At 71.3% G+C, this 15,604-nt stretch carries 13 protein-coding genes; 9 read left to right on the plus strand and 4 right to left on the minus strand.

Going from position 1 to position 15,604, the window contains the following annotated elements; all coding sequences use genetic code 11:
* The first annotated feature begins 9 nt into the window (after positions 1–9).
* Positions 10–981 carry a LacI family DNA-binding transcriptional regulator gene (locus ACIBQX_RS27160; RefSeq protein ID WP_397009213.1) on the plus strand — a complete coding sequence of 324 codons (972 nt, stop codon included), beginning with the start codon at positions 10–12 and terminating at the stop codon, positions 979–981.
* Positions 978–1,919, plus strand: coding sequence for an aldose epimerase family protein (locus ACIBQX_RS27165; protein WP_397009215.1), 942 nt, complete (start codon positions 978–980; stop codon positions 1,917–1,919). Before ACIBQX_RS27160 ends, ACIBQX_RS27165 begins: the two co-directional genes overlap by 4 nt.
* Here ACIBQX_RS27165 and ACIBQX_RS27170 read toward each other — a convergent pair.
* Positions 1,909–4,347: a SpoIIE family protein phosphatase gene (locus ACIBQX_RS27170; protein ID WP_397009217.1), complete on the minus strand. Its 2,439-nt coding sequence runs from the start codon at positions 4,345–4,347 to the stop codon at positions 1,909–1,911. The genes ACIBQX_RS27165 and ACIBQX_RS27170 overlap by 11 nt on opposite strands.
* 159 nt (positions 4,348–4,506) lie before the next feature.
* Here ACIBQX_RS27170 and ACIBQX_RS27175 point away from each other — a divergent pair, with 159 nt between their 5' ends.
* The 6 genes from ACIBQX_RS27175 to ACIBQX_RS27200 all read left to right on the plus strand — a co-directional run bounded on the left by ACIBQX_RS27175 (position 4,507) and on the right by ACIBQX_RS27200 (position 11,016).
* The gene (locus ACIBQX_RS27175; protein ID WP_397009219.1) at positions 4,507–7,014 is read left to right on the plus strand and encodes a DNA translocase FtsK 4TM domain-containing protein; all 2,508 of its coding nucleotides are present in this window, start codon (positions 4,507–4,509) and stop codon (positions 7,012–7,014) included.
* A 78-nt stretch (positions 7,015–7,092) separates the two neighbouring features.
* Positions 7,093–7,854 carry a helix-turn-helix domain-containing protein gene (locus tag ACIBQX_RS27180; protein ID WP_397009221.1) on the plus strand — a complete coding sequence of 254 codons (762 nt, stop codon included), beginning with the start codon at positions 7,093–7,095 and terminating at the stop codon, positions 7,852–7,854.
* Positions 7,855–7,900: 46 nt separating this feature from the next.
* On the plus strand, positions 7,901–9,310 hold the full coding sequence (rimO, locus tag ACIBQX_RS27185; protein ID WP_397009223.1) for a 30S ribosomal protein S12 methylthiotransferase RimO: 1,410 nt from the start codon (positions 7,901–7,903) through the stop codon (positions 9,308–9,310).
* Positions 9,307–9,879 (plus strand): CDP-diacylglycerol--glycerol-3-phosphate 3-phosphatidyltransferase, encoded by a 573-nt coding sequence (pgsA, locus tag ACIBQX_RS27190; RefSeq protein ID WP_397009225.1) that lies wholly within the window; start codon positions 9,307–9,309, stop codon positions 9,877–9,879. The genes rimO and pgsA overlap by 4 nt, the downstream gene beginning before the upstream one ends.
* Positions 9,880–9,881: 2 nt before the next feature.
* On the plus strand, positions 9,882–10,373 hold the full coding sequence (locus ACIBQX_RS27195) for a CinA family protein (protein ID WP_397009227.1): 492 nt from the start codon (positions 9,882–9,884) through the stop codon (positions 10,371–10,373).
* 286 nt (positions 10,374–10,659) lie between these two features.
* On the plus strand, positions 10,660–11,016 hold the full coding sequence (locus ACIBQX_RS27200) for a helix-turn-helix domain-containing protein (protein ID WP_189141740.1): 357 nt from the start codon (positions 10,660–10,662) through the stop codon (positions 11,014–11,016).
* Here the strand turns inward: ACIBQX_RS27200 and ACIBQX_RS27205 are convergent.
* Complete coding sequence (locus ACIBQX_RS27205; RefSeq protein ID WP_397009229.1) at positions 11,013–11,792, minus strand: DNA-formamidopyrimidine glycosylase family protein; 780 nt, start codon at positions 11,790–11,792, stop codon at positions 11,013–11,015. The two genes, ACIBQX_RS27200 and ACIBQX_RS27205, sit on opposite strands and share 4 nt — an antisense overlap.
* A 449-nt stretch (positions 11,793–12,241) precedes the next feature.
* Complete coding sequence (locus tag ACIBQX_RS27210) at positions 12,242–12,691, minus strand: RrF2 family transcriptional regulator (protein WP_397009232.1); 450 nt, start codon at positions 12,689–12,691, stop codon at positions 12,242–12,244.
* A 245-nt stretch (positions 12,692–12,936) separates the two neighbouring features.
* Here ACIBQX_RS27210 and ACIBQX_RS27215 point away from each other — a divergent pair, with 245 nt between their 5' ends.
* Positions 12,937–14,118: an ROK family protein gene (locus ACIBQX_RS27215; protein ID WP_397009234.1), complete on the plus strand. Its 1,182-nt coding sequence runs from the start codon at positions 12,937–12,939 to the stop codon at positions 14,116–14,118.
* Here ACIBQX_RS27215 and ACIBQX_RS27220 read toward each other — a convergent pair.
* Positions 14,108–15,574: a glycoside hydrolase family 3 protein gene (locus ACIBQX_RS27220; protein WP_397009236.1), complete on the minus strand. Its 1,467-nt coding sequence runs from the start codon at positions 15,572–15,574 to the stop codon at positions 14,108–14,110. The two genes, ACIBQX_RS27215 and ACIBQX_RS27220, sit on opposite strands and share 11 nt — an antisense overlap.
* Between the last annotated feature and the right edge of the window lie 30 nt (positions 15,575–15,604).

The following is a 15,604-nucleotide window of genomic DNA, read 5'->3' on the forward strand; positions in this document are numbered from 1 at the left end:
AGGCCAAGCGTGGCGGTGACGATTCGTGACGTGGCGGAGGCGTCAGGAGTGCATGTCTCCACGGTGTCACGCGCTTTCTCCGCGCCCCACCTGGTCAACCCGGTCACGCGCACCAGGGTGCTCGCCATCGCCGAGGACCTGGGCTACAGGCCCAACCGGGCCGCGCGGGCGCTGACGACCGGGCGCACCCACAATATCGGCCTCATCGTGGCCGACATCGCCAACCCCTTCTTCCCGCCCCTCATCAAGGCCGCCCAGGCGCAGGCCAGGATGCGCGACTACCACGTGTTCGTGGCCGACACCGACGAGGACCCGCAGGTCGAGGAGGAGCTGATCCAGACCCTCACCAAGCAGGTCGACGGCGTGCTCCTGTGCAGTCCCCGGCTGACCAACAGGACCATCGAGCGCCTGCGCGAGGAGATCCCGTTCGTCGTGGTCAACCGCAGGGTCAAGGGCATGCCCACGGTCCTGATGGACGTGGGGCGCGGGGTCAGGCTCGCCGTCGAGCACCTCAGCCGCCTCGGCCACCGCAGGCTCGCGCTCGTCACCGGCCCCAGCGGGTCGTGGACCAGCAAGGAGATGCAGGCCGCCGCCGCCGCGATGAGCGAGGCCGACGTCACCTTCCTCGGCCCCAATCCGCCGACCGAGCTCGGCGGCCTGGCCGCCGTCACCGACGTGATCGCCTCCGGCGCGACCGCGGTGCTTGCCTACAACGACCTGGTCGCCATCGGGCTCATCGAAGGCCTGGCCGCCCGCGGCGTGGACGTGCCCGGCGAGATCAGCGTGATCGGCGTCGACGACATCGTCCCCGGCCGGCTGAGCCGTCCCAAACTGACCACCATCGCCATGCCCACGGCGGCGGCCGGCCGCATCGCCGTGGACCTGCTGCTCCAGTCGGTCGACTCCGAGTCGGCCGGCGGCGTCACGGTGCTGGAGACGAGTTTGATCGTCCGCGATTCAACGGGGGAAAACCGCAAATGATCTTCGGAACGCTGCCGTCGGGGGAGACCGTCGAGCGTCATGTCCTGTCGTCCGGCCGGCTGCGCGCCTCGGTCCTCAACTACGGCGCCATCCTGCAGACGCTCGAGGTGTCAGGCGTCAACGTGGTGCTCGGCCTGCCGACGCTGGAGGACTACCTCACCCGCAGCCGCTACTTCGGCGCGGTGGTCGGCCGCTACGGCAACCGCATCGCGGGCGGCCGCTTCACCCTCGACGGCGTCGAGCACCGGCTGCCCGTCAACAACGGCCCGAACAGCCTCCACGGCGGCGTCGACGGCTTCGACCGCCGGGTCTGGGCGGTCTCCGGCCTGACCGACTCCTCGGTGACGCTCACGCTGACCAGCCCCGACGGCGACCAGGGCTACCCCGGCACGCTGACCGCCTCGGTCACCTACACGCTGACCGGCGACGCCATCCGGCTGGACTACACCGCCGAGACCGACGCGCCGACCGTGCTCAACCTCACCAACCACTCCTACTTCAACCTGGCGGGCAGCGGCGACGTCCTCGGCCACCTGGTGCGGATCGGCGCCGAGCACTATCTGCCGGTCGACGACGACAAGATCCCCACCGGCGAGCTCGCCCCGGTCAAGGGCACCCCGTTCGACTTCACCGTCCCGCACGCCGTGGGGGCCAGGTTCGACGGCGCCTACGACCACTGCTTCGTGCTGGACGGCGACATCACCGTGGTGGAGCCGGTCAGCGGCCGCACCATGGAGGTGACCACCACCGAGCCGGGCGTGCAGTTCTACGCCGGCGGCATGCTCGACGGCGACGCCACCCCGTTCGGTCCGCACGCCGCGCTCTGCCTGGAGACCCAGCACTTCCCCGACTCGCCCAACCAGCCGGGCTTCCCCTCCACCGTGCTCAGGCCGGGGGAGCGCTACACCTCCACCACCACCTACTCCTTCACGGGCTGATCAGCCGGGCCGGCATGGCCCTGAGCACCAGCAGCGCCACGTCGTCCGTGCACGGCTGGGCGGCGAAGGAGTCGACCGCCCGCCGTACCCTCTCGGCGACGGCGTCGGCGCTCAGTCCCTCACAGCCGGACAGCAGGTGCGCCAGGCCGTCGTCGTCATCGAGAAACCGTTTGCCGTCGCGGCGCTCGGTGACGCCGTCGGTGACGCAGAGCAGCACCTCCTCGGGCGCCAGCTCGAACGTCTCGACGAAGAAGCGGGCGTCCGCCTCGACGCCCAGCAGCAGCTGAGGCGTCGCCATCACCTCCACCTTGCCGCCCGCGCGCAGCAGCAGCGGCGGCACGTGGCCGGCGGAGGCGATCGTGCACAGCGCGCCGCCCTGCGGCAGCGGGGTCAGCTCGCCGCAGAGCAGGCTGAGGAAGCGTCCCTCGTCGCCCTCCTCCAGCAGCCGCTGGTTGAGCCGGTCCAGGATGTCGGCCACGGTGTAGTTCTCCTTGGCGAGCAGCCGGACGGCGTGCCTGGCCAGCCCGGTGACCGCGGCCGCCTCCGGGCCGCTGCCGCACACGTCGCCCAGTGCGAAGCACCAGTGGTCGGCCACCGTGAACAGGTCGTAGAAGTCGCCGCCGACGTCCGCGCCCTCCTCGGCGGGCCGGTAGATGACCGCGGACTCCAGGCCCGGCATCGGCGCCACCCGCATCGGCAGCAGGCTGCGCTGCAGCACCCGCGAGGTGGTCGCCTGGCGGGTGTAGAGCATGGCGGTGTGCACGTTGAGCGCGACCAGCCGGCACAGGTCGGCCAGCAGGTCCGCCAGCTCCAGGGGGAGCGTGGGCTCGCCGCGCCCGATCACCAGCGCGCCGTGGGACCTGCCCTGCGTCCGCAGCGGGAACGACAGGACCGTCTCCTCGCCGACCGGCCAGGTCACCTCGCTCAGCGGCGAGCGCGGGATGGCGGGCAGCGACTTGCGCAACTCGGCGTTGTGCCGTTCCTCGCTGTGCCACACGTGGGCGAGCCTGGTCATGCCCGTCAGGTCGGTCAGGTAGACGGCGGCCCAGGTGGCGATCTTCGGCACCACGAGCTGCGCGGCCAGGGCGGCGAGCAACTCCTCGTCGTGCACGCCCGCGAGCAGTTCGCCCGCCTCGGCGAGGAAGGAGAGCCTGCCCCGATGCGCGCGCTCCTGCTCGGCCAGCCGCTCGCGCTGCACGGTGGCCGCCACCTGTTCGGCGATGTGCAGCAGGCTGACCGTGAGGTCCCGCTCGAACCGGCCGGGCCGGGCGGCGGTCACCGCGAGGTGGCCCACGACCTCGCCCGCCACCATGAGCGGCGCGGACGCCAGCGACCTGGCCTCCAGCCGCTGGGCCAGCTCGACGTCCACGGCGAGCAGGTCGTCGATCAGCGCCGGGGTCTCGCACTTGAGGTCCAACCCGCCCGGGGTCAGCACGCCCACCAGCCCGGCCGTGGCGCCCGCGCCCGCCGCCACGCCGAACCGGTCGCAGCCGTCGGCCCGCAGCAGCACGTAGGCGGCGTCGGCGCCGCTGGACAGCTGGACGATCCGGGCGATGGTGTCGAGGAGCTCGGTCAGCGGCCTGTCCTGGTCGAGCAGGTCCTTGATCCGCCTGCCCGCCTCCCGCCTGAGCGGCGCGGGCGGCGAGGCGAGGACGAAGCCGTGCTCGCTGTCGGCCACCATCCAGATCGACCGCCGGTTCTCGGCCGGCCCTTCGGTGCGCAGGTGGGAGACGTAGACGGGGATCGACCGGCCGTCCCGGTGGCGCATCCGGGCCTCGCCGCGCCAGCGTCCCAGGGCGAGCGTCTCGGCCAGCGACAGCGCGTACGGCCCGTGCCCGCGCCAGACGACCAGCTCCTCCAGCGGACTGCCGGCGACCTGCTCCGCCGTCCAGCCGAGCAGCGACTCGGCGTCGGAGTTCCACGAGACGACGCGCCGCTCGGCGTCGGCGACCACCACCGCGACATGCAGCCGGTCGATGGGCCGGCGGGGCGCGGGCAGGCACGCGGGCGACGACTCCGGCACGTCGGCGAACTCCATCCGCACCCAGACGCGCTTGGCGGTCCTGGTGTAGGTGACACCCCAGGCGTCGGCCAGCATGCCGGCCAGCGCCAGCCCGCGCCCGGAGGTGGGCAGGGGCTCGGCGGGCGGCGGCTCGGCGCCGAGCACCTGCCGCTCCGGGTGGTGGTCGTCGACCTCGATCTCGAGTTTGGGCGGGGTGGCGTCCGCGTCCAGGCGGCAGGTCAGCTCGATGTCGGTGCCCGCGTGCACGACCGCGTTGGTGACGAGCTCGCTGGTCAGCAGCACGGCGTCCTCGGCCAGGTGGCTCAGGCGCCACTCACCGAGCACCTGGCGGACGAATCGGCGCGCTGCCGCTGGGGCATGGGGAGTGCCGTCGAAAGCGGTGCTCGACTCCCGGGTCGTATCCACTGTGCGTCCTAGAACATCACTCGATGTGGCAGTTCGGTCACTCTCAGAGTGGCAGACCGAGAGCCTCTCATACCTGCGGTTGCGAAGAAGGCCGCTCTTCGACGAATGCCCGGCGCGCCCCTGTGCTTTCCCCGGGGTCTCCGACGTACCTTTGGCATCATGGCCACCCGTACGCCGAAAAGCGCATCGAAGGGGCCGGCGAAGCGGTCGCCCTCGTCCCGCTCGACCCCCGCCAAGCGGGGAGCCACGTCGGCGGGGCGGCCCAGGGCGAAGGGCGCCTCGTCGGCACGCAAGCCGTCGATGACCCACCAGGACCCGATCAGCTGGGTCTTCACCATGGTCGGCAAGCTGATCGTCGGGCTGTGGATGCTGCTCGCCAACGGCATCGGCGGCGCCGCGCGGGCCCTCGGCGCCAACGCCCGCGAGCTAGACCCGGCGCACCGGCGCGACGGAGTGGGCCTGGCCGTGCTCGCCGGCGCGATCGTGCTGGCCGCGATGACCTGGCGCGACACCGGGAGCGGGGTCTCCGCCGCCGTCAACACCGTCGTGCACGCCGTGTTCGGCTCGCTGGCCTGGGCGCTGCCGCTGCTGTTCGGCCTGCTGGCCTGGCGCTACCTGCGCCACCCCGACCAGAACGCCGACACCGGCCGGATGGGGATCGGGTGGAGCGCGCTGCTCATCGGCGTCCTCGGCGTCATCCACGTCGCCAACGGCACCCCCTATCCGGCCGGCGACGCCGGCAACACGATGGAGCGGGTGTCGCAGGCGGGCGGGCTCGTCGGGTTCATCGTGTCGGCGCCGCCGATGAGCATCCTGCCGTCGTGGATCACGATCCCGCTGCTGCTGATCCTGTCGGGGTTCGGCGTGCTGGTGATCACCGCCACGCCCGTGCACCGCATCCCCGAGCGGCTGAGCGAGCTGCGGCACATGCTGTTCGAGCGGCACTCCCCCGACGCGGCCCCCCAGCAGCCCAGGAAGCGCCCCAGGCCCAAGAAGCCCACACCGGAGCCGGGCGAGCTGGTCAAGCCGTACGACACCCCGGTGCTGGCCGAGGATGACCCCAAGAACGGCAAGCGGGAGGGCCACTCGCCGGAGATCGTGCCGGGGCTGACGGACGAGGAGCCCGCGGCTCCGGTCAAGAAGGACCCGCCGCACCCCACGCCCGCGCCCCGCAAGGTCGAGCAGCTGGTGCTCTCTCCGCAGACGGGCCCGTACCTGCTGCCGGACCTGCAGTTCCTCAAGCCGGGCAGTCTGCCGAAGCCGCAGACCAAGGCCAACACGACCGTGGTCAACGCGCTGACCAGCGTGCTGGAGCAGTTCACCATCGACGCCCAGGTGATCGGCTTCACCCGGGGGCCGACGGTGACGCGCTACGAGATCGAGCTGGGCCCGGCGGTGAAGGTGGAGAAGGTCACCGCTCTCACCAAGAACATCGCCTACGCCGTCAAATCCGCAGATGTACGGATTTTGTCTCCGATTCCCGGTAAGTCGGCGATCGGGGTGGAGATCCCGAACGCGGACAAGGATCTGGTGTCGCTCGGCGACGTGCTGCGCGCCCAGGTGGCGCAGGCCGACCACCACCCGATGATCGTCGGACTGGGCAAGGACGTCGAGGGCCGCACCATCGTCGCCAACCTCGCCAAGATGCCCCACCTGCTGATCGCGGGAGCCACCGGCGCGGGCAAGTCCGTCTGCGTCAACGGGCTCATCACCTCGATCCTCATGCGCGCCACGCCCGACGAGGTGCGCATGGTCCTGGTCGACCCCAAGCGCGTCGAGCTGTCGGTCTACGAGGGCATCCCCCACCTGATCACCCCCATCATCACCAACCCGAAGAAGGCCGCCGAGGCCCTCGAATGGGTGGTGGGGGAGATGGACCGGCGCTACGACGACCTGGCCGCCAGCGGGTTCAGGCACGTCGACGAGTTCAACGCGGCCGTCAAGGCGGGCAAGCTGGTGCCGCCGCCCGGCAGCGAGCGCGTCTACCAGCCCTACCCCTACCTTCTGGTGATCGTCGACGAGCTGGCCGACCTCATGATGGTCGCCCCGCGCGACGTCGAGGACTCCATCGTCCGCATCACCCAGCTCGCCCGCGCCGCCGGCATCCACCTCGTCATCGCCACCCAGCGGCCCTCCGTGGACGTGGTCACCGGCCTGATCAAGGCCAACGTGCCGTCCCGGCTGGCGTTCGCGGTCTCCTCGCTCACCGACTCGCGGGTCATCCTCGACCAGCCGGGCGCCGACAAGCTGGTCGGCCAGGGTGACGCGCTGTTCCTGCCGATGGGGGCCAGCAAGCCGATCCGCATCCAGAACGCGTTCGTCTCGGAGAAGGAGACCGCCGAGATCGTCGCGCACTGCAAGACGCAGATGCAGGCCGAATACCGCGACGACGTGGCCGCCGCGCCGGTCAAGCGGGAGATCGACGAGGACATCGGCGACGACCTCGACCTGGTGATCCAGGCGGCGGAGCTGATCGTGAGCACCCAGTTCGGCTCCACCTCGATGCTGCAGCGCAAGCTGCGCGTCGGCTTCGCCAAGGCGGGGCGGCTGATGGACCTGCTCGAAAGCCGCAACGTGGTCGGTCCCAGCGAGGGTTCGAAGGCGCGCGAGGTGCTGGTGAAGCCGGATGATCTACCAGGTTTGCTGGCCGACCTGCGTGGCGAATGACCCCAATGCCGACTTCCCCGAAGGTAACTGGTTGAATGTAAGCCACTACGCTACGTCGTGGTGGGGGAGGCGTTTGCTGTGCAGGAGCAGAGCACAGGGGCAATGCTGGCGGCCGCCAGGCAGTCGGCGGGGCTGACGGTCGAGCAGCTCAGCGCGAACACGCGCATCCGGGAGGCGATCATCCTCGCGATCGAGCGTGACGACCTCTCGAAGTTCGAGGGCGATTTCTACATCAGGGGGCACGTCAGAGCGCTGGCCAAGGCGGTAGGGCTCGATCCGGACGAAGTGGTCCATCTCTACGACCAGCAGCACGGCGGCGCTCCGGCGCCGGTCCGCGCCGCCGCGGTGTTCCAGGCCGACCGTACGGCCAGCCTCGGCGAGCGGCGTGGCCCGAGCTGGACGATGGCGCTGGGCGTGGCGGTGGCCGTGGTCGTGGTGTTCGGTGTGGTGCGGGTCATGGGCGGCGAGTCCGACCAGGTGCGCACCGCCGGCGGGCACGGCACGGCGGCGCCCAGCGTGCCGCCCAACTCGCCGTTCACCGAGGAGCCGCGCCGCTCACGGCCCAAGGCCATCGCCAAGGAGGACCTGGTCGTGGTCAAGGTCAAGGCCAAGCGCGCCTCCTACCTGAACGTCCTCGACGCCAAGGGCAAGAAGATGTTCGCCGGCACGCTGCAGGCGGGGCGGTCTTCGACCTGGCGCACGGCATCACGGATGAATCTCGTCATATCCGATGGGGGCGCGGTGTCGCTGCAGGTCAACGGCAAGAATCTGGGTCCGGCGGGCCGCAGCGGGGAGATGGTGAAGCGCTCGTTCGGCCCCGCCAAACCACGAGCCAGGTAGCCCGTGCATCGGGTGGTGGCCAACTCCCGATACCGTAGTGTTCACCATGTCATCCCGCCGAACCGCATCGCTGATCACCCTGGGCTGCGCGCGCAACGAGGTCGACTCCGAGGAGCTGGCCGCGCGACTTGAGGCTGCCGGTTGGCAGCTGGGCGACGACGACCCAGACGTCGTCGTCGTCAACACGTGTGGCTTCATCGACTCGGCGAAGAAGGATTCCATCGACACGCTGCTGGCCGCCGCCGACTCCGGGGCCAAAGTGGTCGCCGCGGGTTGCATGGCCGAGCGCTACGGCAACGAGCTCGCCGACGCGCTGCCAGAGGCCAGTGCGGTCATCTCCTTCGACGACTACGCCGACATCGGCGGCCGGCTCGACGACGTCGTCGCCGGCCGCTCGCTCAAGCCGCACACCCCGCGTGATCGCCGCACCCTGCTGCCCATCTCGCCTGTGGAGCGCGCCGCCGCGCCCAGGTCCCACATCCCCGGCCACGGGGACCTCCCCGACGGGGTCGCCCCCGCCAGCGGCCCTCGCGTGCTGCGCAAGCGGCTCGACGAGAGCCCGGTGGCCTCACTCAAGCTGGCCTCCGGCTGCGACCGGCGCTGCACCTTCTGCGCCATCCCGGCCTTCCGTGGGGCCTACGTCTCCCGAGACCCCGACGACCTGGTGGCCGAGGCCGACTGGCTGGCCCACCGCGGCGTCCGAGAGCTCGTCCTGGTCAGCGAGAACTCCACCTCCTACGGCAAGGACCTGGGCGATCTGAGGGCCCTGGAGAAGCTCCTGCCGAGGCTGGTGGCCGTCGAGGGCATCGACCGGGTGCGGGCCAGCTACCTTCAGCCCGCCGAGCTGCGGCCCGGCCTCATCGACGTGCTGAGCTCCACCGAGGGCATCGCCCCCTACTTCGACCTGTCCTTCCAGCACGCCAGCGGCACCGTGCTGCGCCGGATGCGGCGCTTCGGCGACCCCGAGCGCTTCCTGTCCCTGCTGGACACGGTCCGCGAGCGCGCCCCTGAGGCGGGCGTGCGCTCCAACTTCATCGTGGGCTTCCCCGGCGAGACCGAGGAGGAGTTCGGCGAGCTGGTCGCGTTCCTGGAGCGCGCCAGGCTGGACGTGATCGGTGTGTTCGGCTACTCCGACGAGGACGGCACCGAGGCGGCCGGCTTCGACGGCAAGCTCGACCAGGAGATCGTCGACGAGCGCGTGCGCGTGCTCACCGAGCTCGCCGAGGAGCTCACCGCGCAGCGCGCGGAGGAGCGGATCGGCACCGAGGTCGACGTGCTCATCGACGACGACCTCGGCGACGGCGGCTACGAAGGCCGGGCCGCCCACCAGGGACCGGAGGTCGACGGATCCGTCACGGTGCAGGGCATCGGGCTGGTCCGGGGCCAGATCGTGCGGGCGGTCGTGGTCGACGCCGAGGGGGTTGACCTGATCGCACGAATCAAGGCCGGTCCATGACCAGGGACGAGCGCCGCGTGGTGAGCCCGTGGAACATCGCCAACGTCCTCACGGTCCTCAGGTTGGCGCTCGTCCCCTTTTTCGTCTTCTGTCTCCTCGTGCCGGGCACAGGATGGCGGCTGGCCGCGCTGGCGGTGTTCGCGGTGGCGTCGTTCACCGACCACCTCGACGGTGAGCTGGCCCGGCGCTACGGCCTCATCACCGACTTCGGCAAGATCGCCGACCCGATCGCCGACAAGGCGCTCACGGGCGCGGCGCTGGTGTGCCTGTCGGTGCTGGACGAGCTGCCGTGGTGGGTCACCATCGTGATCCTCGGCCGTGAGATCGGCATCACGCTGCTCAGGCTGGTGCTCATCCGGCGCGCGGTCATCCCGGCCAGCTACGGCGGCAAGGTCAAGACGGTCCTGCAGATCGCCGCGATCGTGCTCTACATCCTGCCGGGCGTGCCCGATCCGCTGCGCTGGGTGACGATGGGCGCGGCCGTGATCGTGACCGTGGTGACGGGGGGCGACTATGTCGTACGCGCGTTCAAACTGCGCAAGGTGGCCAGGCGGGCCCGCGGGGAGTGAGCATGACTCAGGTCGCTGAGGTTCTGACGGCGCTGGTGCGGCAGCGGTCCACGCTGGCCGTGGCGGAGTCGCTGACCGGCGGGCTCATCGGTGCCACGATCACCACGGTCTCGGGGGCGTCCAAGGCGTTCCGGGGCGGGGTCATCTCCTATGCCACCGATCTGAAGCAGGCCCTGCTGGGCGTGCCCGAGGACCTGCTCCTGCGGGAGGGGGCGGTGCACCCCGAGGTGGCCGCGGCCATGGCGGCCGGTGTCGCGCGGCTGTGCGAGGCGACGTACGGCCTCGCCGTGACGGGGGTCGCGGGGCCGGAGCCACAGGACGGCCGGCCGGTCGGGACGGTGTACGTCGCGGTGAGCGGTCCGCATCGTGAGATACATCAGCGACAGCTGAGCCTGAAGGGGTCTCGCGAACGTATCAGGATAGAGACGATGGACCAGGCGATTGATCTCCTAGCAAGTGTGGTGAAGGCTAACGAAGGGGAACATTCCGGATGATTACCGTGTTACGTCCCGAGCGAACATGCGAAGCACGGTCTGACGCGGTGTCGGTGGATACGGGTACGGTGGATGTGTGAGTGAGGTCCGTGAGCCAACTGCAAGCAGCAAGCGCCCGGCAGGCGGGCCTGATGAGTCACGCGATGAGCCACGTGCGACGGGCCAGGGGCGGAGACGTCCGATGATGACGGCGAGGAGCATGTACGAAGCGAAGAAGAACAATGGGCGGCACGATCCGATCGCGCGGGGCGTGGTGAAGACATCCACGCCGGGGAGGGAGCGACAGATGATTCTGCTGCGTCAGCTGCTCGGCGATGTGCTGAGACGGCTGCGGGTGCGGCAGGGACGTACACTTCGCGAGGTGTCCACGCTGGCGCGTGTCTCGCTTGGCTACCTGTCCGAAGTCGAACGCGGCCAGAAGGAAGCGTCTTCCGAGCTGCTCGCATCGATCTGTGGCGCACTGGGAGTGCCGCTGTCGCAGGTGTTGCGTGAGGTGTCCGACCAGTTCGCACTGGCAGAGCTCCAAGCTGCCCCGGTGCTGGCCGACGCGCCGGAGCACGAGCGTCTTCCCCTTGCCGAGTCGGTGCCCGGAGCCATTTCCGACACTGTGTTCCCCGAAGTCAAGGACATGGTGGCTGCCTAGCGAGGCTGGCAGCCGCCGCACCACAGGACCAGCCGCTCCTGTGCGTGTGCTCCCATCTCCCCGCGGCTGATGCGGGTGCCGCATCGGCGACAGGGCCTGCCCGCCCTGCCGTAGACCCAGGTCTGGTTCGCCGGACGGCGGTCGCCCGTGGTGACCGTGCCCGCATGGTGCTTGTTGGCGTCCAGCAACCGCTGGGCGAGTGTGACCACCCCGTCCAGATCCTCGATGTCCCCGACCCTCCGCCACGGCCAGATCCCGCGTAGGAACAGCGTCTCAGCGCGGTAGATGGTGCCGATACCGGCCAGGTTGCGCTGGTCGAGCAGCGCCTCCCCGATCGTCGTGTCCGGATCCCGGCGCAGCCGCCGCACGGCTTCGACCGGGTCCCAGTCGAGCCCCAGCAGGTCCGGCCCGAGATGGCCGATGACCCGGCCCTCGTCGGCCGTCCTCAGCAGGTCCACCATCCCCAGTCGTACGCCCACGGCCTGGCACCGGGCGTTGGCCAGGATGAGCCGCACCTGATCGCCCCCCACGACACGTCGCCCGGGGGCCGTCACCTGCCAGCTTCCGTCCATGCGCAGATGCGTGTGCACGGTCAGGCCGCCCTCGACGCGGGTCAGCAGATGCTTGCCACGGGAGATCGTCTCCAGCACCGAGCGGCCGGTGAGATCGGCGGTGGCGTGCCGCGGCACCCGGAACTCCGACCGGGTCAGCACCTGCCCGTCCAGCGCCCCGCGCAGGCGCGCGGCCGTGCGGTAGACGGCATCTCCTTCGGGCATGCCTCCAGTCTAGAAATCAGCCGGCCCCGACCGCGTACCGACGCCTGCGCCGGCAGCCCGCCCAGCGCGGACGGACGGCGTCAGCCTCCTCGCACCCCGCGACCACGGCGACGATGGCGAGGCTCGGACACCGGGCTCGCCCGCCGGGCCGCCAGGCCGATCTCGGGCGTGAGGCCCGCAGGGCCGGCAGGCTGGTGTGGGGCGGGAGGCCCGCTGGGCCGGCTGATCGGTGTCGGGCGTGAGGCCCGCTGGCCGGTGTCGGGCGTAAGGCTGTTGGGCCGCCAGGCTGGTGTGGGGGGCGAGGTCCGCTGGGTCGGCTGGGCGGTGCCGGTAGGCCGGTGTTGGGCGCATGGGCGGTGCTGGGGGAGGCCGGTCGGTGTGCGGGGGCGGCCCGGTCTGGTGGGTGGCCCTTCGTTGTGGCGGTGGTCAGGGTGGGGTGGTTGCGGGGGTCAGTCCCAGGCGGCGGGGTCGGCGGCCAGTTGGCGGACGCGGTCGGGGAGGGCGCCGCTGGCGACCTGCTCCAGGGTGACCTCCTCCAGGATGGCCCGCTCGGTGGCCCGCAAAGCGATCCAGACCTGCTGCAGGGACTGCGCGGGGCCGCGGTAGCCGACGTGTTCGGGGCGCTCGCCCCGGACGTTCGCCAGAGGGCCGTCGACGGCTCTGATGACGTCGGCGAGCGAGATCTCCGCAGCGGGCCTGGCCAGGACGTAGCCGCCCTCGGGGCCGCGCTGGCCACGGACGAGCCCGGCCCGCCGCATCTGCAAAAGGATGTTTTCCAGGTATTTAGGGGGCATGTCCTGCTCTTTGGCGAGCTCGCCCACGGTGGTCGGACCGGCACCGGCCGCGGCGAGTTCGGCGGCGGCGCGGAGGGCGTAGTCGACACGAGCGGAAAGGCGCATGTTCTCGATTATCCCTCCTGGTCAACACTGGTTAGCCGCAAGGCCGTCAGATCGGGCGGAAGATCGGAGAAAGCGAACGCGAGGGCCTGGGCGGATAGCGCCGTGACACCCTTGCTGATCGGCGCGGCATGACGGCTCGGTCGCGGAGGTGGTCATGAGTTGTCCTCGCCTTCCCTGCGCTGGTCAGCAAGGCAGAGAGCGCTAAACTTCCAGCAAGCCTTTTCGATAAGACGGTGGGATTCAGCGTGGAGCGACGCCCTGGTGTGCCCAGACTGCTAAGGGAGATCAATGACCGGGCCGCGCTGGATCTGTTGCTGGCCACCGGGCCGATGACGCGCGGCCAGATCGGCGAGCTGACCGGGCTGTCCAAGGTGACCGCGTCGCAGACGCTGGCCAGGCTGGAGGAGCGCGGGCTGGTCGAGGTCGTCGGCGCGCAGGCGGGCGGGCGCGGCCCCAATGCGGCCCTCTACTCCGTCATCGCCTCCAGCGCGTACGTGGCCGGGCTGGAGGTCGGGCCGGACCTGATCTCCACCGCGATCGCCGACATCCACGGCCGCACGGTGGCCGAGATCGCCGTCGATCCCACCGGGCACGACGACCCGGTGCCGGTCGTGCACGACGCCATCATGAAGGCCTGCCGCACCGCCAAGGTGAGCGCGGCCAAGCTGCGCGGCGTGGTCATCGGCACCCCTGGCGTGGTCGATCCGCGCAGCGGCGACGTGCGCTTCTCCTTCGACCTGCCGGGCTGGCACGAGGGCATCCACGAGGCGCTGGCAGGTGATCTCAAGCGGGAGGTGACGATCGAGAACGACGTCAACCTCGCCGCCATCGCCGAGCAGGCCGACGGGGCCGCCCAGGGCCGCGGCGACTTCGTGCTGCTGTGGTCGGACCGCGGCCTGGGCATGGCGGTCATGCTGGGGGGCAAGCTGCACCGCGGCCGTTCGGGCAGCGCGGGCGAGATCGGTTACCTGCCCGTGCCCGGCGTGCCGCTGCCGGAGGACATCCGGACCTCGCCCGGCCGGCTGCCGTCGCTGGCGGGCGGCCTGCAGTCGCTGGTGAGCGCCGAGGCGGTGGCCGAGCTCGCGCAGAGCCACGGGTTCGAGGTGGACAACGCCGGTCAGGGCGTCCGGGTCGCGGTGGCGGCCGGCGCCGAGGGCGAGCCGCTGCTCGACGAGATCGCCCACCGGCTGGCCCTGGGCGTGGCCGCCGTCTGCGTGATCCTCGATCCGGGCCTGGTGGTGCTCGCCGGTGAGGTGGGGCACGCCGGGGGCGAGGCGCTCACCTCCCGCGTCGAGGAGGCCGTGGCCAGGATCTGCCCGGTGCGCCCCCAGGTGGTCACCACGGCCGTGACCGACCCCCACCCGGTGCTGCGCGGCGCCGTGCTGGCCGCGCTCGACCGGGCGCGGGGCGAACTGCTCACCTCCTGATCAGCTCGGCCGCCGCCTGCGCGTTCGGCCTGGCGGCGCCGTACGTCGCGATGTGAGTGACGCCGGCCGGCCGCCAGATCGGCAGCCCCATCTCGATCACCGTCAGGTCCGGGCGGGCCGCGACCAGGGCCGAGACCAGCTCGCGGCTGCCGGCGTTGCGGTGCGCGTCCTTGACGACCACCACCAGCGACCGGCCCGCGGCCTTGGCCAGCAGACCGGGCACGTCGCCGGCGGCCGGTTCGACGCGCAGGATCTCGGCCTCGGGCAGCCACGGCCCCACGCCCCACGGCACGTCGCCCACGGCGATCGTCGGCGGCGTGTCCACCTCGATCACCAGCGGCTCGACCAGAGGCGTGGGCGCGCCGGTGAGCCGTACCGCGCGGCGGGCGGCGTGCAGGCCGATCCCGTTCTGCCCGGCGAGCGAGCCGACCTGTGAGCCGGCCTGTGAGTCGAACCCTGAGCCGAACCACGCGCGCAGTGCGTCCACCCGGTCGGCGGCCTGCTCCAGCCGGGACAGCGGCAGCCGCCCGTCGCCCACGGCGGCCACGATGCCGTCGATGACCTCCCGCACGTCGTCGTAGGTGGGCAGGGGGCCCAGGCAGAGCAGGTCGGTCCCGGCGGCCAGCGACAGGGCGGAGCCGCCGGCCAGGCCGACGCTGTCCACGATCGCCTGCATGTCCAGCGCGTCGGACACCACCACGCCGTCGTAGCCGAGCTCGCCCCTGAGCAGCTCGGTGAGCGCGGCCGGAGACAGCGTCGCGGGCGCGTCACCGGTCAGGAAGGGCACCGCCACGTGCGCGGTCATGATCGACTTGGTGCCGGCCTCGATCGCGGCCCTGAACGGCGCCAGCTCCCGCGTGCGCAGCAGCTCCGGTGTGACGTCCACCACCGGTACGGACAGGTGCGAGTCGACGCGGGTGGCGCCGTGGCCGGGGAAGTGCTTGACGCAGGCGGCCACCCGTACCGACTGCAGGCCCTGTACGGCCGCCACGGTGTGCCGCGAGACCAGCGCGGCCTCGTTGCCGAAGGCCCTGGTGCCGATCACCGGGTTGTCGGCCTCGGAGTTGACGTCGGCGTCCGGCGCCATGTCCAGGTTGATGCCGCAGGCGGCCAGCTCCGAGCCGATCGCCCGGTAGACCTGGCGGGTGAGCTCCACGTCGTCCACGGCGCCGAGCGCCGCGTTGCCCGGGTACGGGCTGCCGACGTGGTAGGCCAGGCGGGTGACGTCGCCGCCCTCCTCGTCCAGCGAGATGACGGGCTCCCCGGCCGCCCCTCGCAGTTCGGCGGTGAGCGACGTGAGCTGCTCGGCGTCGGAGACGTTGAAGCCGAACAGCGTCACGCCGCCCAGGCCGAGTTCGAGCTCTCGCAGCACCCATGCGGGCGCGGTGGTTCCCGGGAAGGCGACGAGCAACGTGCCGGCCGCGAGACGGCGCAGCCCCCGATCACTTCGACTCATGGCTCCTCATCGGAAAAGGGAGGGCTGGGT

The sequence above is a fragment of the Nonomuraea sp. NPDC049714 genome (genome assembly GCF_044465295.1).
Lineage (GTDB): Bacteria > Actinomycetota > Actinomycetes > Streptosporangiales > Streptosporangiaceae > Nonomuraea.

Coding starts and splice junctions, on each gene's coding strand:
- ACIBQX_RS27175 (WP_397009219.1), top strand. CDS start 4,507: ATGGCCACCCGTACGCCGAAAAGCGCATCGAAGGGGCCGGCGAAGCGG.
- ACIBQX_RS27210 (WP_397009232.1), bottom strand. CDS start 12,691: ATGCGCCTTTCCGCTCGTGTCGACTACGCCCTCCGCGCCGCCGCCGAA.
- ACIBQX_RS27205 (WP_397009229.1), bottom strand. CDS start 11,792: ATGCCCGAAGGAGATGCCGTCTACCGCACGGCCGCGCGCCTGCGCGGG.
- ACIBQX_RS27200 (WP_189141740.1), top strand. CDS start 10,660: ATGATTCTGCTGCGTCAGCTGCTCGGCGATGTGCTGAGACGGCTGCGG.
- ACIBQX_RS27165 (WP_397009215.1), top strand. CDS start 978: ATGATCTTCGGAACGCTGCCGTCGGGGGAGACCGTCGAGCGTCATGTC.
- rimO (WP_397009223.1), top strand. CDS start 7,901: ATGTCATCCCGCCGAACCGCATCGCTGATCACCCTGGGCTGCGCGCGC.
- ACIBQX_RS27220 (WP_397009236.1), bottom strand. CDS start 15,574: ATGAGTCGAAGTGATCGGGGGCTGCGCCGTCTCGCGGCCGGCACGTTG.
- pgsA (WP_397009225.1), top strand. CDS start 9,307: ATGACCAGGGACGAGCGCCGCGTGGTGAGCCCGTGGAACATCGCCAAC.
- ACIBQX_RS27195 (WP_397009227.1), top strand. CDS start 9,882: ATGACTCAGGTCGCTGAGGTTCTGACGGCGCTGGTGCGGCAGCGGTCC.